Source organism: Acidobacterium sp. S8, from assembly GCF_009765985.1.
Classification (GTDB): Bacteria; Acidobacteriota; Terriglobia; order Terriglobales; family Acidobacteriaceae; genus Alloacidobacterium.
The window spans coordinates 425433-449622 of record NZ_LMUM01000037.1 but is presented as its reverse complement, the minus strand read 5'-3'; the positions used below and the strand labels follow the sequence as shown (position 1 = coordinate 449622).

At 55.8% G+C, this 24190-nt stretch carries 20 protein-coding genes and 1 tRNA gene; 10 read left to right on the top strand and 11 right to left on the bottom strand.

Annotated elements, in window-relative coordinates:
* Positions 1–55: 55 nt before the first annotated feature.
* Positions 56–3511: a TonB-dependent receptor gene (locus tag GSQ86_RS20645; RefSeq protein WP_158752054.1), complete on the bottom strand. Its 3456-nt coding sequence runs from the start codon at positions 3509–3511 to the stop codon at positions 56–58.
* Between the two features lie 535 nt (positions 3512–4046).
* On the opposite strand from GSQ86_RS20645, the gene GSQ86_RS22885 reads away from it, so the two are divergent.
* On the top strand, positions 4047–4328 hold the full coding sequence (locus GSQ86_RS22885) for a hypothetical protein (protein ID WP_174239997.1): 282 nt from the start codon (positions 4047–4049) through the stop codon (positions 4326–4328).
* 111 nt (positions 4329–4439) lie between these two features.
* On the top strand, positions 4440–5321 hold the full coding sequence (locus GSQ86_RS20635) for a transporter (RefSeq protein ID WP_216841231.1): 882 nt from the start codon (positions 4440–4442) through the stop codon (positions 5319–5321).
* 22 nt (positions 5322–5343) lie between these two features.
* Here GSQ86_RS20635 and GSQ86_RS20630 read toward each other — a convergent pair whose 3' ends face one another.
* Genes GSQ86_RS20630 through GSQ86_RS20620 form a run of 3 tightly spaced genes read right to left on the bottom strand, consistent with a single transcriptional unit; the run spans position 5344 to position 9095 of the window.
* On the bottom strand, positions 5344–6798 hold the full coding sequence (locus GSQ86_RS20630) for a sulfatase-like hydrolase/transferase (RefSeq protein ID WP_158752051.1): 1455 nt from the start codon (positions 6796–6798) through the stop codon (positions 5344–5346).
* A 9-nt stretch (positions 6799–6807) separates the two neighbouring features.
* Positions 6808–8619: a single-stranded-DNA-specific exonuclease RecJ gene (recJ, locus tag GSQ86_RS20625; RefSeq protein ID WP_254062519.1), complete on the bottom strand. Its 1812-nt coding sequence runs from the start codon at positions 8617–8619 to the stop codon at positions 6808–6810.
* Between the two features lie 2 nt (positions 8620–8621).
* The gene (locus GSQ86_RS20620) at positions 8622–9095 is read right to left on the bottom strand and encodes a hypothetical protein (RefSeq protein ID WP_371720685.1); all 474 of its coding nucleotides are present in this window, start codon (positions 9093–9095) and stop codon (positions 8622–8624) included.
* An 80-nt stretch (positions 9096–9175) separates the two neighbouring features.
* On the opposite strand from GSQ86_RS20620, the gene GSQ86_RS20615 reads away from it, so the two are divergent.
* The 3 genes from GSQ86_RS20615 to GSQ86_RS20605 all read left to right on the top strand — a co-directional run bounded on the left by GSQ86_RS20615 (position 9176) and on the right by GSQ86_RS20605 (position 10160).
* A complete protein-coding gene (locus GSQ86_RS20615) occupies positions 9176–9544 on the top strand; it encodes a ferredoxin (protein WP_158752050.1) in 369 nt (122 codons plus the stop codon).
* 65 nt (positions 9545–9609) lie between these two features.
* Positions 9610–9888 carry a DUF507 family protein gene (locus GSQ86_RS20610; protein WP_158752049.1) on the top strand — a complete coding sequence of 93 codons (279 nt, stop codon included), beginning with the start codon at positions 9610–9612 and terminating at the stop codon, positions 9886–9888.
* The gene (locus tag GSQ86_RS20605; RefSeq protein WP_158752048.1) at positions 9885–10160 is read left to right on the top strand and encodes a DUF507 family protein; all 276 of its coding nucleotides are present in this window, start codon (positions 9885–9887) and stop codon (positions 10158–10160) included. The genes GSQ86_RS20610 and GSQ86_RS20605 overlap by 4 nt, the downstream gene beginning before the upstream one ends.
* A gap of 106 nt (positions 10161–10266) precedes the next feature.
* Here GSQ86_RS20605 and GSQ86_RS20600 read toward each other — a convergent pair whose 3' ends face one another.
* Complete coding sequence (locus tag GSQ86_RS20600) at positions 10267–11313, bottom strand: LLM class flavin-dependent oxidoreductase (protein WP_158752047.1); 1047 nt, start codon at positions 11311–11313, stop codon at positions 10267–10269.
* 189 nt (positions 11314–11502) lie between these two features.
* On the opposite strand from GSQ86_RS20600, the gene GSQ86_RS20595 reads away from it, so the two are divergent.
* A tRNA-Glu gene (locus GSQ86_RS20595) sits at positions 11503–11579 on the top strand.
* A 577-nt stretch (positions 11580–12156) separates the two neighbouring features.
* Positions 12157–13464, top strand: a complete 1308-nt coding sequence (locus GSQ86_RS20590) for an NRAMP family divalent metal transporter (protein ID WP_216841230.1) — start codon at positions 12157–12159, stop codon at positions 13462–13464.
* Positions 13465–13543: 79 nt separating this feature from the next.
* On the opposite strand, the gene GSQ86_RS20585 is transcribed toward GSQ86_RS20590, so the two are convergent.
* The 3 genes from GSQ86_RS20585 to GSQ86_RS20575 form a co-directional block, all read right to left on the bottom strand.
* On the bottom strand, positions 13544–14032 hold the full coding sequence (locus GSQ86_RS20585) for a histidine kinase dimerization/phospho-acceptor domain-containing protein (protein WP_158752046.1): 489 nt from the start codon (positions 14030–14032) through the stop codon (positions 13544–13546).
* 630 nt (positions 14033–14662) lie between these two features.
* Positions 14663–15094, bottom strand: a complete 432-nt coding sequence (locus tag GSQ86_RS20580; RefSeq protein ID WP_158752045.1) for a PhzF family phenazine biosynthesis protein — start codon at positions 15092–15094, stop codon at positions 14663–14665.
* Positions 15095–15730: 636 nt separating this feature from the next.
* Complete coding sequence (locus tag GSQ86_RS20575; protein ID WP_254062518.1) at positions 15731–16888, bottom strand: hypothetical protein; 1158 nt, start codon at positions 16886–16888, stop codon at positions 15731–15733.
* Here GSQ86_RS20575 and GSQ86_RS20570 point away from each other — a divergent pair.
* A complete protein-coding gene (locus GSQ86_RS20570; RefSeq protein ID WP_158752043.1) occupies positions 16880–17707 on the top strand; it encodes an outer membrane beta-barrel protein in 828 nt (275 codons plus the stop codon). The two genes, GSQ86_RS20575 and GSQ86_RS20570, sit on opposite strands and share 9 nt — an antisense overlap.
* A 119-nt stretch (positions 17708–17826) precedes the next feature.
* On the opposite strand, the gene GSQ86_RS20565 is transcribed toward GSQ86_RS20570, so the two are convergent.
* From GSQ86_RS20565 to GSQ86_RS20555, 3 genes are read right to left on the bottom strand one after another with little or no spacing between them, the layout of a single operon-like run.
* Complete coding sequence (locus tag GSQ86_RS20565; RefSeq protein WP_158752042.1) at positions 17827–18516, bottom strand: TetR/AcrR family transcriptional regulator; 690 nt, start codon at positions 18514–18516, stop codon at positions 17827–17829.
* A gap of 50 nt (positions 18517–18566) precedes the next feature.
* Positions 18567–20042, bottom strand: a complete 1476-nt coding sequence (locus tag GSQ86_RS20560) for a hypothetical protein (protein WP_158752041.1) — start codon at positions 20040–20042, stop codon at positions 18567–18569.
* Positions 20043–20096: 54 nt separating this feature from the next.
* On the bottom strand, positions 20097–20534 hold the full coding sequence (locus GSQ86_RS20555) for a MaoC family dehydratase (protein ID WP_158752040.1): 438 nt from the start codon (positions 20532–20534) through the stop codon (positions 20097–20099).
* 188 nt (positions 20535–20722) lie between these two features.
* Between GSQ86_RS20555 and GSQ86_RS20550 the strand changes: the two genes are divergently transcribed.
* Complete coding sequence (locus GSQ86_RS20550) at positions 20723–22405, top strand: carboxylesterase/lipase family protein (RefSeq protein ID WP_158752039.1); 1683 nt, start codon at positions 20723–20725, stop codon at positions 22403–22405.
* 28 nt (positions 22406–22433) lie between these two features.
* Positions 22434–24017, top strand: a complete 1584-nt coding sequence (locus tag GSQ86_RS20545; protein WP_158752038.1) for a long-chain-fatty-acid--CoA ligase — start codon at positions 22434–22436, stop codon at positions 24015–24017.
* Positions 24018–24190: the final 173 nt, after the last annotated feature.

Genomic DNA, 24190 nt, shown 5'->3' with positions numbered 1-24190 from the left:
GGTTTGGTTGCAGCTTTGAGCCTTTATCTGGCTCAAAGCTGCATTTTCCCTGCACTTAAAACTGGATTTTTGCGCCCAGCTGCAGAGTTCTTGGGTCGTAGGTTGAGGTGACCTGGCCGAAGTTTCCGTCGCCGGAGTTTCCGTCGACGCCGTTAAATTGCGTGTGGTTGAAAGTGTTGAAGGATTCAAAGCGTAGTTCGAGCTTGGGGCCAGTTTCGCTTGAAGTGAGCGGAATGTTTTTGAAAAGGGACATGTTGAAGTTGAAGAGTCCGGGCAGCACGACGGCGTCTTTGCCAGAATTGCCGAAGCCCTGCGTGGTTCCTCCAGCCCAGGGAGCAAGTGGGTTGGCGAAGGAGCTTGTGCTGAACCATCCAAGGCGGTGTTTGGGGTAGGAAACCTTGGCCACCAGGTTCGAGCGGTTGGAAGTGCCGCCGCCGAGACCGAGGGTGTCTGCGCCGGTGTAGGCGACGCGCTGCGGAGTTCCTGATTGCGCCACGGTGATACCGGAAAAGACCCAGCCTCCCAGCACGGCGCGCTCGAAGAAGCTCGAGCTATGCAGGAAAAATGGAAGCGTGTAGATGTAGTTGGCGTTGAAGATGTGACGACGGTCGAGGGCGCCCGAGCCGCGATCGTAATCGAGGTTGAACGGATTGGAGACGCCGCTGAGATCGCCGGTTACCTGATCGATAGCATGGGACCAGGTATAGGCAAGCTGCAACGTCAATCCATGCCGGTTCTCCATACGGAGACCTGCCTGCAGCGAATGGTAGTTGAAGTTGCTTTCGTTTTCCTCCTGATTGATGGTGCTGTAACCGGGATAGATTCGATAGCGGTTGGCATTGAAGGAGGGTATCGGATTTCCGCTGGCGTCTTTCAGTTGTCCCGCGACACCTTGCCTGTCGTAATAAGGATTCGATGGATCGGCAGGATCGACGCTGGTCAGCGGCAACGAATTCACCTGCCGGACATCGCTCTGGAGCCAGCCTAAGGAGCCGGCATACTGCACGATAGCGACGACGGATGGCGCGATCTGGCGCTGTACTCCGAGGCTGAACATCGCAGTTCCAGGCGGCGCGTACTTGTATTGAAGGTTGGTAAGCGTCGATGGAAAGGTCTGCGATGTAGTGATTCCGGTTTGCGCGCTGGTATTCGGGTTGGAGAAATAGACGTTGTTGGCCGAAGGCTGGTAGGCAAAGGGCGGATTCAAGGCTGCGTTGTATACATCGTTGCCTTGTACGCGCTCAAAGAACATACCAAAGCCGCCACGGACAACAGTCCTGCCGTCTCCCTTGACGTCATAGGCGAAGCCGACTCGCGGCTGCCAGGTGTTGTATTTGTTCTGAACGACACCGCGGGGAAAGCCGTTGACTCCGGCTTCGCGGATACCGTTGAGGTAGAAAGGCTGTCCGCCGAAGTTTGTGAGCGAGGCGGGATCGAGTGTGCCATCGGCGGCGACTGGATTCCCTGCCGTCGTGTCGTAGTAGGCGGGCACGAAATTGGCAAACTGGTTGAATCGCTCGTAGGCATGCGGCAGACCATCGAAGCGAAGTCCGAGGTTGAGGGTTAGCTGCGGGATGATGTGCCAGTTGTCATTGAAATAGGAACCATAGTTGTTATTGACCCAATGCTTCCCTGCCAGGAACTGCAATTGAGTAAAACTGGCCGCATCACCGAGAAGGAAATTGACGTAAGAGTCGCCGGAAAAGGTGCTTTGAGAGAAGACTGCAGTGCCCTGCGTATTGGCCTGTAATTGCTGGTTCTTAGGATCGTGAAGGTAGCTGAAGCCGAACTTGAACTGGTGTTTGCCTTTTGTCCATGAGAGATCATCTCTGGTCTCGTAGCCTTCATAGGAGTTTTTCCAGGGGAAATAGCTGGAACTCCACGTGGTGCTGTAAGGCCCTTGCAGCTGGATTTCCGGCATACGGCTGCCGACATTGTTGGCCAGCGGGAAGAAGCTGGTAGCCGACCATCCATCCGGCTGCGCCGAGACGCCGACTGGATCGAGATGAATGGTGTTACCGCTATAGAGGAATGCTGTTTCGTTGAGCAGTGTTGGCGAGAAAGTCTGCGTAAGTTTAATGGTTGCAGACCAGGATGGATTCAGCATCGAGGTACCTACGGTTGGATAGGTACTGTCTCCCCAAAGCGGCGGATAGTAGGTCTGCGTGACCGCATCATGCAGATAGTGACCCATAAGCTGATATTTACCGCTGATGGCGTGATCGATACGCACTACATCTTCACGAACATTGGTCGGCTGCGGAATGGACGAGATGTACTGGCTGGTGCCGAGATTCGGCTTAGGAAATGTGCCGGCGTTGATTTCGAGCACAGCGTTGGGATCGATAAGATTCGCCGGGATTACGTTGTTGGGAAACGGCTGACCGGGAGTAAGACCGTCCTGCGCATACAGCGCCAGCTTAGCGGGATCGCTGGTAACGGGAACGATGGGAACCGTTCCATTCGCCGGCACGGTGTAGGCCAACGACTGTCCGGCTGTTGGAAAATTATTTGCGGCGATGGTATTGACAGTTGAAGGTGAACTGCCCTGAATCAACCTGCGCCATTCTTCGTTTACGAAGAAGAAGGTCCGTTTGCGGGATTCGTTGTAGAGGTGCGGAATCCAAAGCGGGCCGCCGATGTTGAAGCCGGGTTCATTGAGACGAAACTCAGGGCGTTGTTGTCCGGCGAGATTGGTGAAGTAGTTGTTGGCGTCGTAAGCTTCGTTGCGATTGAAGTACCAGACCCCGCCGTGGAAATCGCGTGTGCCCGATTTGATAACCATGAGGATGGTTCCACCGGAGCCGATGCCATAGTCAGGACCATAGTTGCTGTCGAGTGTCTGGAACTCAGCGAGGGCGTCGATGGATGGCAGAGAGCTGAAGCAGCCGCCGCAGCCGCGATCGTTGAGTTCACCGCCATCGAGAAGGTAGATGTTGTGGCTGACGCGGGTTCCGTTAAAACTGATGCCATTGGCGGAGGTAAGCGCGTTGACACCGCCGAATGCAGGCAGGTTATTGGATTTGCCCATGCCGAGAGCGGCAAGCGATGTGACGTTGCGTCCGTTGGTGGCGAGCTGTGTGACCTGAGCGCCGCTGATGAGATTGCTCAGCTCATTTGTTTCGGTCTGGACCTGAAGGGCGTCAGCCTGAACGGTGACCGTTTGGCCGGCACTGCCGACCGCGAGACTGATGTCTTCCTTGAGGGTCTGGTCGGTGTTCACGACGATGTTGGTTTTGGTGTAAGCCTGGAAACCCGTGTAGGTGGCGCTGAGAGTGAAGTTGCCGATACCGACGTTGGCGAAGTTATAGATGCCCGATCCGTTGGTGACGCTTTGCCTGACCTGTCCGGTAGCTTGATTGGTGAGGGAGATGGAAACATTGGGAACGATGGCGTTGCTGGCATCTGTAACCGTTCCGGTGATGGTTGCGTTCTCCTGAGATTTTGCGAAGGGAGCGATAAGAAGGGTCGCAAAAATCAGGCTAACGAAGAGCAAAAACCTGCGTTGCATATATAGCCTCCTGAAAGTGGAGCGGTGCGGTGGTGCGGACGTGGCGAAGCAGGGATAACGTTTGCCTTGCATTGCCACGAGTCTCTTATTTGTTTCCTATCGGCGGATTCTTCTTAGCCGGTCGTCATACTGAGCGAGAATCCGCCGAAGTTTAGAGGTAATCGCATTTACTTTCCCTTGCGAAAGCAGAATTCGAGTCCGGGTTAGAACAGCGAAGAACTTCCAGTAAATGTTTACTGAGCGGGGATGCTACTCAGCCCAAGCTGCGCCTGTCAAGGGCAAAGATATGACATGTTTATGAGTCTGCACGCGACAGGAGAGGGGGTTTTGCCGGCAGAATATCGAGTCCGCCGATGGACCACCACTTCCCTCCTTTAGCCGCGGCTCGCTACCTTCCAGACGCAAAGTCTTGGACAAGTGGCCGAACTCAATGTTGTATGGCGGGAGGAGCTGCCATGCATCGGAAAGACAAGATAGACGACCATCGCAAAATAAAATTTTTGATGATGTGGAATTCACACCGGGCGATAGACCAATGATGGCGGAGATGCTTTATCCCTGGCCGGGGCAGCTTTTCTGGTCCTGCATGACAGGAGCCGCTGTGGCGATCGCGGGGATCACCATTTTTCTGAACAGGAAGGTGAAACTCGCGGCTACATTGCTGGGGGTTCTGATTCTGCTCTTTGGGCTGGTGGTGTGGGTGACTCGACTGATTGCGCATCCGGAAGATGTGGGCGGAGCGAAATATCTGATTGACCTTGGACTGGCGGGGGGTGCGCTGCTGCTTGCGGGGGCGCTGCCCAGGAAGGGCGATTAAAACGGCGTAACGATCGGCGACCCAAACAGTTATGATTACGTGCATTGAGTGCAGATCATTATTGGGATTGGGGGCTGTATCCCTTTGCAATGGAAATTGGCCTGGTTGCTTTTGCTCACGATTTTTACAGCGAGTGAGAGGGTTTGGGCGCAGGATCTGGAACCGCGAGCCTATGCAGCGTCGCCGGTCGGCATCACTTTTCTAGGGGTTGTGATGGCACGATCGAGCGGGGATGTGACATTCGATCCCTCGATTCCCATCACGAATGTAAGCGCGAAATTGTACTTACCTGTGGCTACCGCCAGCCATACCTTCGCCCTGTTTCACAGGCAGACACTTTTTTCTGCGGGATTGCCTTATGTCTGGGGAAATGTGACCGGCGATGTCGGTACGCAATCGGGAAAAGTGTATCGGTCGGGACTGGGCGATCTGCGCCTGCGATATTCAGTGAACCTGCATGGCTCGCCTGCCATGTCAGCGAAAGAGTTCGCGCGCAAGCGTCACGGATACATTCTCGGTACCAGCCTTACTGTACAGGCGCCGTCAGGTCAGTACGGGGCTACGAAGCTTATCAATATCGGGACGAACCGCTGGTCCATCAAGCCGGAGATTGGATTCTCGTATCCGGTAAGAAAAGTGGATCTGGATTTCTATGCCGGGACCTGGTTCTTCACCGATAACTCTTCGTACTATCCGGGGAACGTCAACCGGACGCAGCAGCCCGTGACCGCGTTGCAGGCGCACGTAAGCTATACGATTCGGCGCGGGCTTTGGGCCGCATTCGATTCGACCTGGTACAACGGCGGCGACGTCTCCATGAACAACGGACCATACAAGAATCGCGAAAACAATAGCAGATTGGGCGGAACTGTTTCCATTCCGCTTCCAGCGAGCCAATCGATTAAAGTTGCGTACAGCGAAGGCGTATATGGCACGATTGGCGCAGACTTTACTACGTGGACAATCGGCTGGCAGAAGACTATTTTTCGATGATTTAAACCTCTTGACCAGAGGGCTATGGATACAGCTTTGCCGGCGCGATGGATGGTGCCGGCTCGCCTGATTCGCGGATAAGCTCGAGCAGTTGAGCACGCAGATCGTTGGCGGCTTCGCGATATTGGGCTCTTCCGGCAAGATTCACCTGCTGCGCGGGATCGCTGAAGTTGTTGTAGATCTGGTATTCCGTGTAGTGGGTGCTGGACGGCGTCTCGCCGCCGTCCAGTGCGGAATCGGCCACGCAGTAGGTCCACTCTTTCGTGCGCACGGCTCGTCCAACCATCGATTCGCTGATCTGAATCAGTTCCCTGTTTGGCCAGTTTTTTCGCGCCTGCGCGTCGCGCATCAGTGGAACAAGGCTTTTCCCGTTCATCGAAGGTGGAACGGGTGTCCCGGTCAAGTCGAGCAGCGTTGGTGTCAGATGACGGTTCCCGACGACGTGATCGAGGCCCATCGATTGATCGATGCCGGGGCCCTGCATCAGGAATGGAACCCGTATGGAAGCATCGTGAGCGCTTCGCTTGTATTCACTATTGCGCGTGCGGAAGTGGCAGCCGTGATCGCTGGTGAAGAGAAAGATGGTGTTGTCTAAAATGCCCTGTTCTTCGAGCGTCTTCAAAATTGTGCCGACGGATTCGTCGATGCGTTCGATTGCACCGTAGTAGTCGGGGAGTTGCTGCTGCCAGTCTCCGGGCAGGTGCAGCAGGTCTTGCGGAACGAAGGGATTCTGATAGCGTTCCGCATAACCCCTGGGAGCGACGAAACGCTTCTCGTCGTTCTGGTGATGTGGCTCCAATTGCGAAATGAAGAGCAGGAAAGGCTTTTCCTGCGGCTGCTTCAGGAAGCGGACAGCGCGGTCGGTGATGAAGTCAACGCGATATTGATTGTCGAAGGTGATCTTGTTTCCGCTGCCGTCCCATATCTCTCCCGAGTAAGGATGAGAGGTCAGCTCAAGCGCGTTCGAGCCCTCCCAGAAGTCGAGAAAACCAGCGCGGTCTTCGGGAGGCACAAAGCCTCTCTGCTGCGTGTTGCCAGGTGTGATGGGCGCAAGATGCCACTTGCCGATAAAGTTTGCGGTGTATCCGTTCTGCCGCAATACCGATGCCAGAGTGGGAAGCTCGTGCTTCAGATCAAGCTCCAGCTTCCACATGCCTGTCTCGGTTGCGTAGCGCCCGGTGAGCATACACGCGCGCGACGGCGAGCACAGAGGCTGGTTTGTCACTGCCGTCGAAAATGCAATGCCTCGCTCGGCAATGCTGTTCAGGTTCGGCGTGCGCGTGGTCGGATTTAATCCGTAGGCGCTGATGAAATCCCACCGCACCTGATCGGCCACGAAGAGAATGACATTCGGCTTCTTTGTCAATTGCGCCTTCTCTTTTGCCTGCGCGGTGGTAGAAGCTGTGCCCGTCAGGATCGCGCTTGTGGCCAATCCCTTAATGAAATCGCGCCGGCTTGCGGACGCTCCATCCGTCATCTTTCGCTCCTAATGCGCTGTCTGCATGTCCGCAATTTCTAATTCGAGACCGCCGAATTCCGGGTGATCGTTCTCCCTCAACTTGTAAGCAAGATGAACGATGCTGTCCTGCACGATATTCATGGATTGCACGCGCTCGGCCCAGTGCCAGCCGATCGCGGGAAATGTGATCGCACGCGGGCCTTGCGCGAATTGCAGGCGGACATGCTTGTCTTTGATAAACCGGGGAGCCGAGGCTACGCGAACATTTTGCGCGACGAAGACCGGTTCCTCGTTGCCCATACCGCACGGCTCCATGCGCCGCAGCCAGGTGAATAAGGCGGGCGTAATGCGATCGAGCGGCAGATGGGCATGAATCGTCAGCGTGCTTCCGAGTGCATCTTCTGAAAGATTCGCAAGTGCATATGCTTCCAGCCGCTCGCGAAGTTCAGCAACACTCGATGACGGGAGCGAAAAGCCTACGGCGTGCGCATGTCCGCCGAAGCGGGTAAAGAGATCGTGACAGCTCTCAATCGCGTTCAACAGGTGGAAGCCAGGAATCGAACGCCCGGAGCCGTGAGCTGTCATCTGCGCAGCACTTCCGCCATCTCCCAGCTCGTGCGTGATGACCAAGGCCGGCTTGCCCGTTTGATCAACGACACGCGAGGCGAGAATGCCGACGATGCCGCGGTGCCAGCCTTCCCCGTCCATCACAATACACCGTGCATGCTCAAAGGCCGCATCGTTCAGGCGTTCTTCAATCTGCGTGCGGATGCCTGCTTCCGTATCGCGGCGATCTGTGTTCAGGCGCTCCAGCTTTTCGGCCAGCTCCTGCGCGCGCTGCGGCTGCCGCGTGGTGAAAAGCTCGACCACATCGGAAGCAATATCCATGCGTCCGGCGGCGTTGATGCGAGGCGCGATTCTGAAGGCGATATCTACGGGAGTGAGCTTCTTCTGACCCGGATCGAGATTCGCTGCTTTCATCAATTCGCGGAGTCCGGCATTGACGGGCCGTCGCAGGCCGTCCAGTCCCAGCGCAACAAAGGTGCGGTTTTCTCCGAGCAGCGGAACGGCATCCGCTACTGTCGCGATCGCGAGAATCTTCAGAAAGGAGGGCACGATTTTGGCGCGCGCACGCTCCGCATCATGCGCTTCCAGGAGGGCCTGCGCCAGTTTGAATGCCACTCCTGCTCCGCAGAGGTGCTTGCAGGGATAAGTACAGTCGGGCTGGTTTGGGTTGAGCACGGCCAGCGCGCGGGGAATGTTGCTTCCGGTGACAGGATCCATCTCCGGCAGGTGATGATCGGTAACGATCAGATCCAATCCAAGAGCTTCGGCTGCGCGGGCTGCCGCAAAGGCGCGAATGCCGGTATCGACGCTAATCACCAGCCGCACGCCTTCCGCTGCTGCCGTTTCCAACACCTCATCCCGCATACCGTAGCCTTCCTTGAGCCGGTGCGGAACATGAAAGCGGACCTCGCCGCCGAGCATTTCAATCGCAGTTTTCAGCAGAACTGTCGCCGTGGTTCCATCCACGTCGTAATCGCCGTAGATCAGGACTGGCTCTTTGCGTTCTATCGCCTGCTGCACGCGGGGAACAGCGGCACGCATGCCGCTCATCCGATAGGGATCGTGCAGGTCGCTGAGCTGCGGTTGCAGAAATCGGGTCACTTCAGCTTCGGTGAGCACGCCGCGCGCGCATAGAAGCTCGGCCACAATCAGCGGAAGACTGGCCGCACGCGACAGTTTCGCAGCGGCATCGCCGTCGCCTTGAATGTAAACCCAGCGCTTGCGAAGAGGCTGCTTACGGCTGGCTGCGCCTGTGACCACAGTGGCGCTCACGGCTACTCGTCTTCATCCTCGTTTTGTTCAAAGACGATATCGCTGAAGTCGTCTACCGATTCGAGCAGCTGCTGGTAGCGCTCGTACCACGGCGTTGAAGATTCGTGCAGGAAGGCGACGCCCTGATATACAAAGCCGAGCTGGATATAGCCCATTTTGCCGACATAGTTGACCAGCGACTGTGCTTCTTCGACTTCGGCGCTCTCTTCATGCGGATAATCGAGGTCCTGCAGTTCCTCAAGAAGGAGCTCGAGATCTTCTTTTTCGAGAAGAACATCGCTCATGGTGACAAAGGGCGACCCCGCAGCTTTCGCCATCTCGACAAAGTCTTTCCAGCTGTCAGGATTGGCGTCGTCTTCCCACATCACCGTGGGCACGTCTTCGCCCACATAGCCGGGCAGGCGGCGCATTCCATGGCCTTCGACAAAGGCAATCATGTCGTCTTTCAGGGAGAGCAGGTCGTTGGGAGGCATCATCAAACGCCTATTGTCTCAGAATTCGCAGGTGGAAAACCGGGACTTTTCGGATTGTAGGATGGAAAGAGGAGATTCGAGTTTTGGCCAAGTTTGAGCGGCATGTATTTATCTGCACCAACGTGCGGGAGCCCGGCAGCGCACGACCTTCCTGCACCCACGACGGGAAGGGCGAGCTGCACGGCTTGTTCAAGGACAAGATGAAAGATGCGGGCCTGAAAAACACGGTTCGCGCGAATAAAGCGGGCTGCCTTGACCAGTGCGAACACGGCCCCACAGTCGTCGTCTATCCGGAAGCGGTATGGTACGGCTCTGTAAAGCCGGAAGACGTAGAGGAGATTGTGACAGAGCACCTGGTGCATGGTAGGCCCGTTCAGCGGCTCATGCTGGTGGATGACTGCCTCAATACGCCCAGCTGCCCGCATCGGCCACCCGTGAAGGGAAAAGCTTAACCTCAGCTTTGAGGACAAGGGCCTGAATTTGCTCTGTTTGCTGTGCTATATTCCGAATAAGATCAATGATTTTTTCTAAGGAATATGTTGGGTATCTGGCGCGCCACACGGTCAAGCACCTGATCGATGCGAAGATGATTCGCACCGACAAGGCTAAGGTCGTCGAAGAGCGCGTATATAACGGTCTGCTGGAAGAATTGCAGCTCGAAGACCGCATCAACGAAGAGGTCCGGGTCATTCTGGAGGCATACCAGGAAGACATGCGGAAGAGCGGCGCAAGCTACCCTGAGATGTTCAAAAAGGTGAAGCAGGAACTGGCGCGCAAGTACAAGGCGGTGCTGTGAGAATCTCGCGTGACAAGTTGAACAAGCTGGCACACGTAGTCGCGGACACACTCGCGGAAACCGACGAGGCCGAATTCCAGGAGGACCGCAACACGATCCGCCAGGAAGCCCGCAAGGCTTTGGAACACCTGCTGAATGAAGAGCTGCGCATCGATAAAGCTGCCCGCCAGAAGATCGAATCGCAGCGCAAGGTCATTCTCGAAGGCAGCCAGGAGTGGGATATTCTCTACCGCAAGTACTACACCGATGAAGTGAAAAAGCTCGGTATCTAGCTGTTTTCATCTAATCCGCGAAAAGACATGCTTAAAGCATGCCTTTTTCTATTGCCCTTAAATTACACAAATGAAAAGATTTGTCGCCGAAGATATCGAGCTCCACTTATCTCGTCGTCGAGGATAGTTCAAGGGACTGGCCAGCAGCTTCTTTCGCGATTCCGGCGATGATCTCGTACGAGCGGCGACGGGCACTGTGATCGTAGGGATTGGAGGTGATGATCAACTCATTCGCCTGTGTCTCATCGAGAAAGAGCTCCAGCTCGCGGCGCACGGTTTCAGGTCCGCCCACAATCGCAGCCGCTCTCTTTGACTCGACCGCAGCATCTTCGAAAGCATTCGCCAACCCATCGAGGCTGTCGACTGGCGGTGAAAGCGGCGCGAGCTCATTGCGGATCAGGCGGAGAACGTTGATGTACTCAGTGGTGGAGAGATACTTTGCCTCTTTGTCTGTGTCGGCCGCAAGCACCGGGACGCCGACCATCGTGTAAGGCCGATCCAGCACGTCAGACGGTTGAAAGCTGCGGCGGTAGATGTCGAGCGCCGGCAACGTATTCTGCGGCATAAAGTGTCCGGCAAAGGCGAAAGGAAGTCCCAGCTCACCGGCAAGCTGCGCACTGAATCCGCTGGAACCGAGCAGCCAGATGGGGATATTCAGCCCGGCGCCGGGGAGAGCTTTTACAGGCTGTCCTGGCTTCGGCACGGCGAAAAATCCGCGGAGCTCGGCGAGCAATTCCGGAAAGTTATCGTTATTGCGCAGGTCGCGGCGAAGCGCCTTCATGGTTGGAAAATCTGTGCCGGGGGCACGGCCCAAACCGAGATCGATGCGTCCAGGATAGAGGCTTTCCAGCGTCCCGAACTGCTCGGCGATGATCAGCGGCGCATGGTTCGGCAGCATGATGCCGCCGGAGCCGACGCGAATGGTCGAAGTACCTCCGGCCACGTGCCCGATCAAGACGGACGTAGAGGAGCAGGCAACCGATGCAAGATTGTGGTGCTCGGCCAGCCAATATCGCTTGTAGCTCAGCCGCTCCGCATGCTGCGCCAGATCGAGGGTTTCCTGGAAAGTCTGCGTGAGAGTGCGGCCTTCTTTTACCGGAGCGAGATCGAGAACGGAGAGCGGCGTGCGGGCCAGACGAGATGAATGCGCCATAAGAAAACCTACTGATCAGTAGATGTTCAGTGTAGAGGAACGATGCAGATGTGAGCTCCGGGGCTCATTCGAAGAGTGCGCCTAAACGAGGCGGAATGATGGGAATGTGCACCTCGGGAGATCATTGGTGGCGCGAAAAAGTTCTGATAGAATTGAACAGTCGGCAACGCCCATGCTGACACTTCTTCTGGCGCCATGGTGTAATTGGTTAACACGCCGCCCTCTCAAGGCGGAGAGTTCGGGTTCGATCCCCGATGGCGCTACCAAGCCTCAAAAATCCCCAAAATTCAGCTTTCAGTCCAGCACTAGCGCGGTGTTGAGCGCATAGCTTGTGCGATTAACACATTCTTGTAATCAAAAACAATTACCTGGGTGAGTTTCAAAGAATCATGGCTTTCGGCCATGCTCAGACTCGATCGCACGCCCTTTCTTGATGTCTGCGTACAACTTTCAAAATAAAACCACCCGTTATTACTCTCATGCTGCGCCATTCCCGGGCACGGCGTCGCCTCTTACCTAGTGGAATGTCGCAGAGTAAACGTCATTAGCTGAGATGAATCAATATCAGTGTGGCTATGCGCGCGATCAGAATTGAGGGATCGTCTGGTTTCGCGCTCGCACAGGCTCTTGTACTGTTCTGATTAGCTTCGTGAACTAACTGTTAGTGGATGCAGTTGGCCGGTCCCTGAAAACGATGTTTTCGGCAACTCCGATCGCATTTAGCTCTAATCTGAAAATCAGAATTCGGGGAGTAGCGTAGAACGCAAAGCGACTGGAGCTAGGGAGAAAACCTCCCCGACCACGATTTCTATATTGTTTATTATTACTCCGGTACCATGAGGCGTGACAAAACGAGGCATCGCTTCACCGAACCCGACGCAAGAAGATGTCTCATCGAACCAACTTCAGCGATTTCTGAAGGAGCTTGGACCCGGTATCATCACGGGCGCGGCAGACGATGATCCATCGGGGATCTCGACCTACTCCGTTGCTGGCGCTTCATACGGATACACGACACTTTGGACGGCACTGCTTTCATTTCCACTCATGGCCGCTATCCAGTTCATGTGCGCAAAGCTGGGCATGGTGACGGGTTGCGGTCTAGCTAGCGTAATTCGTACGCGCTATCCGCGCTGGGTTCTATGGCTGGCTTGTTCGCTCGTTGTTATCGCGAATATCTTCAACATCGGTGCGGACCTTGGAGGTATGGCCGACGCCACGCAAATGATCACTGGAGTTCCTGGCTTCTATTGGACGCCTTTCTTTGCTGCGGTGATCGTTGCGCTTCTTTTCTGGACCTCGTATCGCTTGATGGCTCGTATATTCAAGTGGCTTACCCTGGTTCTATTTGCCTATATAGTCGCAGCGTTCTTAGCACACCCTAACTGGCGTGCTGTCGCGCATTCCACTTTTATTCCCCACATCGAATGGAGCAAGTCATACATCTCTGTCCTGGTGGCGATTCTGGGAACGACAATTTCGCCTTATCTCTTCTTTTGGCAGGCCGCACAAGAGGTTGAGGAAGACCGGGATCATGGAAAAGCGACGGTGGCCCAGCGAAAGGGTTCTACCAACGCTGAGATTCGCTCGGCCAGACGGGATGTCGTTACGGGCATGCTGCTTTCCAACGTCGTGATGTACTTCTTAATCCTGACGTCAGCGGCAACGCTCAACGCTCACGGCCATAAAGATATCGAAACTGCAAAGCAGGCAGCAGAAGCGCTTCGCCCCCTGGCCGGCGCGGGTGCGTACTGGCTTTTTACCTTGGGGATGATTGGAACAGGAATGCTTGCGGTCCCGGTTCTTGCCGGATCGTGTGCCTATGCAGTTGCAGAGGGTGCTCGATGGAAAGCGGCATCGCTGAACCTCAAACCGGATCTGGCTCGCAAGTTTTATGGAGTAATTGGCGTCTCGATCGCGGTCGGACTTGCGCTAGATTTCGCCCGCCTGAACGCGGTCAAGATGCTGTTTTGGTCCGCAATTCTCAATGGCCTCCTTGCCCCGCCACTCGTGGTCATGGTTGTCCTCTTGACTAGTGATAAGAAGGTGATGGGCAACCGGATGAACACGCGCGGTATGAAGTGGCTAGGTTGGACGTGCGCTGCCGTCATGACGGCAGCTGCCGTGGGTCTGATTATATCTTCGATCTGATTGTCTTCACTCCCAGCCCGAGGCTAGATCCGTCGGATCGGATTCAAGAAAGACGATAGCTTTGCACACGCTACAGGCTTCATTTTGAGATCAGAGCTACCCCGGTGTTCGATATGTGCGTTTTGTTGGCAATCTTACTTTGGAGAAGATCGATAGTCGCATCAAGGATCTCGGGAATGGCGACTTCTGAGATCAAACTGGATTCGCGGTAGAAGCCGAGAGATTGGCGGGTGATGTGCACTATCCTCTTCAACTCAGCATCGGCCAGGAACAAATATTCTCTCGCCGCAGGTGGGCCGTCGAGATCTTTTGCTAGATAAAGAAGGTTGGTGGTCGCTTCGAGAGGATTGTTAATCTCATGGGAGATGGAAGCGACGAGACGCCCCCGGACAGGCGAGTTTTTTATTTCCCACAAGATCCGCTTCTGCTCGCTTGTGATCGGTGATATCGATGGCATATTCGCCGATGGTGCCGTCGCCCAAATCGCGACCAGAGAACAACAGCCACCGACGAGAATCGTCCTTTTAGAAATATTTTTTCGTACGGAACCGACACAGCCCGTCTTCACGATAACTCCACCAACCGTTTGCGGCCTGGTCCTGCGCTCTCTGCAGATGGGCATAGACCATGTAGCCGCTCTTAGTACGTCCGCAGGCTGGTCTGCGGTTCGTGCAGCCGCCGCCGCAGAGCAAATATTGGTGTCGATCGAAGATTGCCGATCGCCAATACGAATATAGGCATGAGATGGGATGGCATGTGCAAGGCATGTGGCGTCGAAGACGCAATCTTTCCATAGCGTCGCGCCGCCTCTGCCGCTCGCGGCGCTAATGCCGGTTCGTTGTAGGCATGGATGATGTAGTGGGCTAGCTCAGGATGATGCGTCGGAAGAATCGCGACACGCAGGTCTCAGCCTAGAAGACTTCCTTGCAGATCCTTAGTGGATCGACATCAACAAAAGCGGTCTCTGCAAAGTGGGGCGATCTTGTAGACGGCGTCGACGATCGTTCTCTGGGTATGCCGCCTTACACGCCGAAACCCTCTTCGGCGCCCTAAGCCGATCTGGGCTTCAGCACCAAGTCTGCGATCCGCGCCAGATAGTGATTAACAAGAACGCGAAATGCACCAACGGCTGTTTCCCGCGAAAGAGGAAACGCTATCTGGGATCAGCGGCATCTCGCGGGGCCGATGGCTGCCGACATCATCGAAGACGCAACATGCCATTAGCGCTCGTGACGCAACGACCGGCCAATCGCACGACGTCGCCCCGAACCGTAACCGCCAACGAACTGGGGCGCTTCATATCGTAGCCCTGCTCGATATAGATAGTTGCACTATCTTCGACCAAGCCGTGCCTTACCAGCTGGCAAGCCAGCGGCCCCGCGGCCGTTCCGGTTGCTGAATCTTCGACGATCCCCATCGTAGGATTGAAAACTCTTGTGTGAGCCACAGCAGCCTGCGACACAGGCTCAAGACAATAAAGATAGCGACCCTCCCCGCCAATTTCGCGTAAAACATTCGCAAGGCGTTGCGGGTCGGGACGCGCCTTAGATATCGAAGCGCGGCTTCCAACCGGAACTAACAAATGTGATGCCCCGGTAGATACGACCTGGATAGGGAGATCACGAAGCAAGAGCTCGTTCTCTTCAGCCCAAGCGCGTCAGCTAATTCTCGACTGTCGCTCAATACGCTCGCAAATATCGGCGGTGACTGCGTCATCACAACCGAAGTGGGCTTACCTTCCGCAAAATTGATTTTCAGGGGAAGCTGTATCTGTGACTAGACTCGTCGACTATTCACAGACTCCGAGCGCAGTCCCTATTTGCGGTGCCGAGTTCGCTGGAATTCCTCCTCCGGTGTTGGGTCGCCACGACTATCCATAGGGCTGAAGGTCGTAAGCGATCTTTCGTCCGGAGAAGCCGGTTTCTCGTCAGCTAACTTCCGGATTGCCGTTACCCGGGGAGCAACAGGAAGTGTTGAGCTTTTACGAACCTAGTGAGTGCATTGGCGATAATCCACTCATTGAGAATCGGCATGGGGTCAATCGGCCGCGGTCACGTGTCCGAGATGCCGGTTTTACATCCAGTGAACCGGAGTTTTTGCAATCCAGCACCACTGCGCAAAGAACGAAAAGAGCATCAGTAACGACGGCTCCTTCCGCTATCCTCTATTGGTGGTTGACGAAGCCAATCCGCAACAGCTGGTGGACTTGGGCTTGAAATAGCCGGTAGCACGAATTTCGAGTTTCCAGATGAATTTGCATGTTGTATCACCTGAACTGCGCGTATCTATTGTTTGTGAGAGTCATCACGTTGCTTGTGGACGGGCTCGGACAGGGAGAGCCGGCATGCGCTGCAATCATTGCCTGTCCCAGGCTTAATCCCCCGTCTCCTGGCGGTACCTGAGATTGAGTAAAGACCTGTATGCCTGCTTTTTCTAAGCGATTGATGAGGCCGGACGTGAGCTGCCGATTCAGAAAGCATCCACCGCTGAGACATGCCTGTCGAATACTCGTCCCTACAGCGATGTCAGAAACGATTTCACTAAGAGTAGAGACTAGCCCGTTATGAAATCTTCTACTGATCACACTGCGCGGAACACCATTTTTCAGATCAGCGAGGATCTGTTCAAACAGGACAGATACGCCGATCTCCAAGCATTCACCTCCACGGACATCGAACAAGTAGGCGCCATCCTCAATCTCACCCTCACAAAGCGCTTCCATCTCGATGGCTGCTTGTGCTTCGAAGGTGACATGAGAGCGCGCACCGATCAAGGCGGCAACACTATCAAATAGCCTTCCGCAGCTGGAGGTCAAGGGAGACCTAATTTGCCGTTCCACCATCTGTCGTACTGTCTCGATATGGCTACGAGGGATCTGTCCAAGAAATGGAACGCCATCTACGAAGCACTTTTCTCCTGCATGCAGCAGGTGAGAAACCGCCATGCGCCAAGGCTCTCGGATAGCCTGCGCTCCGCCCGGCATCGGCACATATTCAAAATGTCCAACCCTTCTGAAACCAACAAAGTCAGCGAGCAGAATCTCTCCGCCCCATATCTGAGCATCGGTTCCGTAACCTGTGCCGTCCAGAACTATCCCTATAACGGGGCCGGAGAGATGGTTCTCGGCCATACAGGAGACAACGTGGGCGTGATGATGCTGCACGCCGATCGTCTTGATGCCCTTTTGCTGAAGGGTCCACTGAGTAGAGAGATAGTCGGGGTGAAAATCGTACGCGATCACCTCTGGCTCTACCGCGAGGGTTTGTTTTAGATGTGCCATCGATTCCTGAAAGAAGGTGTAAGCTGCCAGATTTTCAAGATCGCCGATATGTTGCCCAATAAAAGCGTTCTTTCCTTTTGTTAGGCAGATGGCATTTTTAAGTTCGCCTCCGACAGCGAGCACGGGTGGAAGATCGTGCTCCATCGCGCGAACGAAACGCGCCCGGATATCTATCGCAACATTTTCCAGGCCTATGGGCGGTACGTAGCCCCGATCGGCAAAGGGCTGACAATTGATTTCGGTAAGTGGGCTAGTTCGCTTGGCTTCGAAAGCAACTACACCAAAGATCAGCTCAATTACTCCCGTTCTTTCTATTTCTATTACCTTCCCTTCTACCACATGGGTGTGCGTACGAACTTTCAGATCAACGATAAGGTGGCGTTCAATTATTGGCTCACGAACGGCATTCAACAGACCGAAGCATTCAATTCCTTCAAAGACGAAATGTTCGGATTTACGGTGACGCCGACGCACTCCATTACCTGGAACATCAATTATTACCTTGGACAGGAGCACCCTGATGTCACATCGTCCACCAACTGCAGCGCGGCTCCTTGGCAGCCCGGCCTTTGTCTCAACCCGATTCTAGATCCAGCAAATGGCAAGACTCATATCTTCGATAGCTATTTGAGTTGGCAGGTCAAACCAAAACTTCTTCTCGGGGCCGAGGCTGACTACTCGATCCAACGAGTCTGGCAAAACGCGGCACCTGGCCAATCTTCCGCTCCATCGCACGTAGATCGCGGAGGTCTTTTCAGCGGAACCACCCAAGCTCTGAAGGAGGGCACCGGAACTGCGACCTACCGGTTTGGCAACGGTTTCCTCGGAATGCTGGAATATAGGCGGGATTGGACGAACCAGTTGTTCTTTCCGAGGGGAACGGCCGGCGCTCTGGTTGGGCACCAGGATACGGCGACTCTCGGACTCGTATGGTGGTATGGCGCTAAGCAGGGATCGTGGTGAGATCAGTCAACGGCCTTATCGCTATCTATTCGATGAGGCTGTCGCGAGTTTCTTGTGCTACTGAGGGTTTTCAGTAAGTCTAGTTACTCCAGATATGTCCTCTGGTCTCTATGCTGGTGTCACTCCGATTTCGTACTTCTCGCTCCTCTCCTGCTGCTGCGAACCGGCTTTGGAGCCGGTGCCATGCTCACGCCATCAATCAAAATGTCGGTATACGCCTTCACGAAGGCCGAGGTACTCAATTTGCCATTCGGATCGTACCAGGCGCCGATAGAGTTGACCGCGCCACCGAATGCGAACGCGACCAGGCGGATGTCGCACGGCTTTATCGTTCCGTCGGCAATGCCTTCCGCAATTCGCTCGCGAAGGCTGCGGTCGATCCGCCGCTTCAATCTGCGGACTTCGCTGCGCGCGGCGGGCGCCAGCTCATTGTCGTCCAGGCTCACAACACACTGGCCAAATTCCATCGTGGTGATCGTCTCGACCCAGACGCGCAGAAAGGCGCGCGTTTTTTCGAGACCGGAGCCGGTCGCCTTGTCGGCGTCATCCAGCCGGGTCAGAATGCTTGCAATACCTTGCGAATAGCAGCCGACGAGGATGTCGTCCTTGCTGGTGAAATAGTGATAGAGCGCCGGCTTGGTGATCTCCAAATGATCAGCGATGTCCTCCATCGAAGTCCGGCGATATCCGTGCTTCAGAAAAAGGTGCGCAGCAGTCGAAAGGACAGCGTCACGCTTTAATTCCGGTTTTCGCTTGCGGTTCTGGAAGGCTTTTTGAGCTTCCTCGCGCAAGTTGAAGCGTTTTGGCATCGCATCTACTCTCTCAGATTTTCTTACAAACTGCCCCGTCACAAGAGCCGTCAGCGGGGCTGCGACGCCGGACTGGAAACACCGTCGGCATTGATTGCAGTAACCCGATATTTCGCACCTGAAACGGGATGCGGGTCGGGCCAGGGATCGTCGGTGTCGCTGGCACACTTGTCGCAGATCGTCCGCCAGACCTTGGACACAGCGTCATAACGTTCTACCGAGTATCGAAGCGCGCCGGCTGAGCCACGCCAGACGACAAGTCCGCCAACCACGATGGATGTGATCACAGGTGCGGGCGGAACAGCATGTGCGGGGACGGCCATACCGGACATTATGTATCCGTGGTTGCGCAGTTGCTGCGCTCGTGCGCCCATGTCCTCGGCAGACATGACCAGCGTCCGGATGCCCGGATAATAGAGCGCCCACCATTCGCCGCATTCTCCTTCCGCCGCAAACTTTGGATTGCTGGCGCCGGCCGGGATTGGTTGAAAGCCGAAATTTTCAAGGTGCGCCTGGAGCGCCCAGAAGTCATCCCCTGAGATATTGGGATCGTTCGCCATGGTGTCGAGAAGGCGCTGCAGGTCAGCGGCTGATTTCCAGTTGGTGCGGTCCCAGCCGAATTCATTGACTACGAAAACTTTGCCATGGAGCGTAACCGCGGCAGCATCCTGCGAAAAAGTCTCGGCAGTGGTTGGCGGAAAGCTGAGGGCCATGCCGAAGAGCGCGTCCCAGTGTGGATATTCCTCAAACGAAACCATGTCGGTCTGGGAATTGTCGATGATGTTGGGATAGTTGCGGAATAGGCCGCTGCTGTCGAGGTACAGATGGTTATGATCAAGTTGTTTGATATGGAAGCCGATTGTTTCTGACCACGCGGCAACCTCCCCAAGATTGCCCTGCGAAAAGAGTGTGCTGAGGCTGCAGATATTGCAGTTTTCCCACGCCAGAATTGTCGGGTCGTCGCGGTAGAGCACTCCAGTAATACTGTTGCGATGGTTAAGCACAGCGTCGATATGGCGTTCAAATGCCGCAATGATGGCCGGATCAGTAAAGAAAGCTTGCGGGTTCGACGCGTGGTTCCAAGCCAGGAACTGACCGATTCCTCCGCCGCTGCAAGTCGCGCAGTCGCCGATGAGCGAGATGATGAGACGAATGTGATGCTTGGCCGCGACTGCGAGCGCATAGTCAGAAGACTGGAATGCCGCATCGTTAAACTTTCCCTGCTCCGGCTCGATGCAAAGCGGACAGCCAACCGTATCGCCGATGGTCTGCGAGCGGACAACCCTGGCCCCCATTTCGGCGGCGGTCGCGAACGCATCCTCCACTTCAAAGCGGGAGGGATAGCGGGGACCGCCGGGGTCGTGGGGACCGTAGCCTTCCAAGCCGAGCCATTCAATGTTGGCACCGCTGTAGCGGAACGGCTGGCCATCGAGCGACAGGCGAGTACCCTTGCGCTGGACGAAAGATTGGGCATGCAGACACGCCGTCATCACGACCAGCGCCAGAACACATTTCAGACCCTTCATGAATCCTCCACGGGCGACGCCATATCTTACTCTATGGTCAGTATTCACGGCCCACTACCCTATGCCAACGCCGCTTTCGGGTGAATAGAGTTTGCGGTTCAGCAGCCGACAGGAGCCGCGCAGGACTTGCTTCCCGTCTTCGGCGAACATCTCCAGCTGGTAGACAACTTGAAACTTTTCGGGCAGCATCTCCGCCACGGTAACGATGGCGGTGTAAGGCAGCTCGGGCCGTACGGGAGAAAAAAATCGCGCGTCGATCCCGAGCACCACCTGTCCGTCGGAGTGGAGGATGGTGCCGAATATTTTAGAGAATACGCCGAGAATCAAGACGCCATGTGCGATGCAGCCATCAAATTCGGCCGCCGACGCGGCGGCAGGATCGAGGTGAATTGGGTTTGTATCGCCGGTAATCCTGGCAAAGCTCACGATCTGTTCCTGCGTGATCGTAAACGGATATGTGAATGAATCTCCTACCGCAGATACAGTGTTCAATTCCAGCTCCCTGCTTTGCGCAGAACGGTTTTCGTAGTTACGGTCCTGGCCGTGCAACCCTCTCGCGGGGATCCGGGACCGGCTGTGGCCGCCATTATAAGTGACTGGACAGTAAGATACAAAGTGGTTATTGTTATCGCGGTTCGATTTCCAATCCGAATCATCCCGAATTTGAAGGACCGCTCGTCATGCGCATCATCTGTCTTTGCCTGGCGCTTTCCACGTTGGCTGCCGCGGGACAAAAGCCGGGGCACACTGGGTCTTCTGGGCCTGCAATCCGGCTGGCCAGCGGAACAATCGCCGGCAAGCAGCAAGGCAACATCGCCGTCTTCACCGGAATACCGTACGCCGCTCCGCCGATAGGCCCTTTGCGGTGGCGGCCTCCGCAACCTGTCGCTGCATGGTCGGGCGTACGTGACGCAACGCAGGCCTCGCACCCATGCATGCAGAATGTGAATGGCACTGATACTTTCATGGCTCCGCAGGCCGCGGCTTATGGCGTGCCATATGTCGCTCGGCCGGTCGATCCCTCTGAGGATTGTCTCTATCTCAACGTCTGGACTGCGCAACCCGCGCCGGCCGCGCATCTTCCAGTCATGGTCTGGCTGCACGGCGGCAGTAACAGGGTCGGCAGCGGGACGGAGAGCGGTTATGATGGCAGCTCCCTCGCGTCGCGCGGCGTTGTCGTGGTCACGATCAACTACCGGCTCGGCGTAATGGGCTTCTTCGCGCATCCCGAGCTCACGGCGGAATCTCCGCACCACAGTTCCGGCAATTACGGGCTGCTGGATCAGATTGCCGCGCTCAAGTGGGTCAAGCAGAACATTGCCCTGTTCGGCGGCGATCCAGGAAACGTGACATTGTTCGGCGAATCTGCCGGAGCGATTGACGCTACCGTTCTCATGACATCGCCGCTTACGACAGGTTTGTTTCGCAGAGTGATCGCGGAGAGCGGTCCCGGATTCGGTCTGGCGCCTGAGCAGAATCTACGGAAGATGGAGGGACTCGGTGAGGCGGTTGGCAAACAAGCGGGAGGTCAGCCGGGATCGCAAATCGAAGTGCTAAGAAAGCTGCCCGCTATTCAAGTTGCCCAGATCGAAGACGAGCTCATCCAATCACAGTTCAAAGGTTATGACCCCAACGCGTCCATTGTGGATGGCTGGCTGCTTCCCCAATCTCCTGCGAGAGCATTCGCCCTGGGCGCGATACAGCGGGTCGATATCCTTGTCGGCGTCAACGCGAGAGAGTTCAGCGCGTTCCGAACCGCTGCGGCTGCAGCGGCGAAGAAGGCACCGCAATCCGCCAGCAAGTCTGGAGTGGGAGACCAGGTCAAACTCTTCGCGGACACGGCGCGTCCTCTCTACGGCAGTTGGACGGACATGGCGGTGGCAACTTACATGACCAGGATTCTCATCCATGGCGCGCCGGCTCTCGATCAGGCGAGCAACGATATAGTTGCTGCATGTCCCATTGGAGCGGAAGCCGCTCTAACAACGAGCGCCGGGCAGCGTGCATTTGTCTACAGGTTCGACCGCTCAGTGCCGGGAGAGGGCGAGTCCGCTTTGGGAGCATTTCATTCCCTCGAGCTTCCTTACGTTTTCGGCACTTTTGAGGCGCGCACATTCAGCTGGCTGCCGTTTGACGCGACGGATCACAAGTTGTCGGACCTGATGCAGAGTTATTGGACGAATTTCGCCAGGTCCGGAGACCCTAACGGTCCCGGCCTTCCGCACTGGCCGGCATGGGACATCGGCCAGGAACCATATATAACGTTCAGCCAGGGCGGCGATGGGGTTCCGCAGCAGGACTTTTCTCCGATCTTCTGCCATCTTTCGCCGGACCGTCTCAAGCAGCAACTTGTAAATTACTAACCGCTCCATACCGAGGCTTGATAACGAAATGCATGTTCCTCTCACGCCCCTGCGCTGCCTGTCCCGCGCGGTGGATTTGTACCCCAGCAAGATCGGCGTTGTATCGGAAGGTTCGCGATATAGCTACGCGGAGTTCGGCAATCGCTCTCGGCGCATGGCGGGGGGATTTGTCGCCGCCGGAGTGGTTGATGGTGACCGGATAGGAGTTCTGAGTTTCAACAACAATGTGCTGCTGGAGAGTTACTATGCCGTTCCGCTGGCTGGCGGGATCGTGATGCCTCTGAATGTTCGCCTGCAGCCTTCGGAGCTTGAAGTTATCCTAAAACATGCGCAACCGCGCATTGTGCTTTACGAACAGGCTTTCTCGGCTGTCGTGGAACAGCTTCTTGCGACTGTGCCCGGCTGCAACTTTATCTCCATTGAAGATTCCGGCCGTGGTCCCACGCTCTCATCTCTCATGGCGGTAGAGCCAATTCCTCTTCCCGATCTCATGTCGATCGATGAGACCAGCATTGCCGAGCTTTTCTACACCAGCGGAAGCACCGGGATTCCGAAGGGCATCATGCTATCGCATCGCGCGCTCTATTTGCATGCGCTGTCTCTTGCGGGCAGTTTGGATCACAGTGACAGCCAGGTGATTCTGCACACGATTCCCTTGTTTCACGCCAACGGCTGGGGCTTTCCGCAATTTGCAACCATGTGCGGCTTAAAACAGGTGATGGTGCGGCGTTTTGATCCTCCGACTGTGTTTCGCTTGATCGAGCAAGAGCGTGCGACGATCATGATCGTCGTCCCGACCATGGCGGCGGCGCTGATGTCGTGCCCGGACCATTCGCGATTCGACGTGTCCAGCCTTGAGCACGTCATCATCGGGGGTGCGGCCGCATCTCCCGAGTTGATCGGGGCCCTTGAAGCATTCTTCCCCGGAACCACGATCAGGGCTGGCTACGGACTGACTGAGACCGCGCCGGTCATCAGCACAGCGCGGCCAAAGAGCACGCTAACTTTTGCGAATGAAGATGAGCGGCGTAGGTTCACGGCGTCAGCGGGGTGGCCGTTTCTTGGAGTCGAGGTCCGCGTCGTCGATGGGAGTGGCGTCGACGTCCCTCAGGACGGAAGTACCGTGGGAGAAATTATCGTGCGGGGAGACAATGTAATGGACGGCTACTACCAGGCTCCGGTGCTGACGCATGATGCCATCGTGGACGGGTGGCTGCATACCGGAGACCTGGCCGTGTGGAACGAGGACCGCTGCCTGCGGATCGTTGACCGCAAGAAAGATGTGATCATCAGCGGCGGCGAGAACATTGCTTCAATCGAGGTGGAGCATGCGATCCAGGCGCACCCTGATGTCGCGGAGTGTGCCGTTGTCGCGGCTCCAGACGCTCAGTGGGGAGAAATTCCTGTCGCGATTATTGTGCTGCGGGAGAACAGAACAGTAACCGAAGAGCAGCTTTTGGAATGGACCGGTAAATATATCGCACGCTTCAAGCTTCCACGACAATTTGTGATTCAGAAAGAGGCTCTCCCTAAAGGTGGAACCGGGAAAATTCTGAAGTATCAGTTGCGCGAGCAGTTCTGGATCGGCAAAGAGAAGCGCATCCAGGGCTGATGATGAGACTCCTTGGGAGAATGAACCTGCTGACCTCTCGACATCGTCGTGCGCTGCTGATCGCGGCTCTCGGCTTTTTACCATTTTCTTCGGCAGCGACTCTATGCGCGCAAGCAGATACGTGGCGAGCGATGTAGGTAAATGGTGGCCAGAGACGGGATCGAACCGCCGCC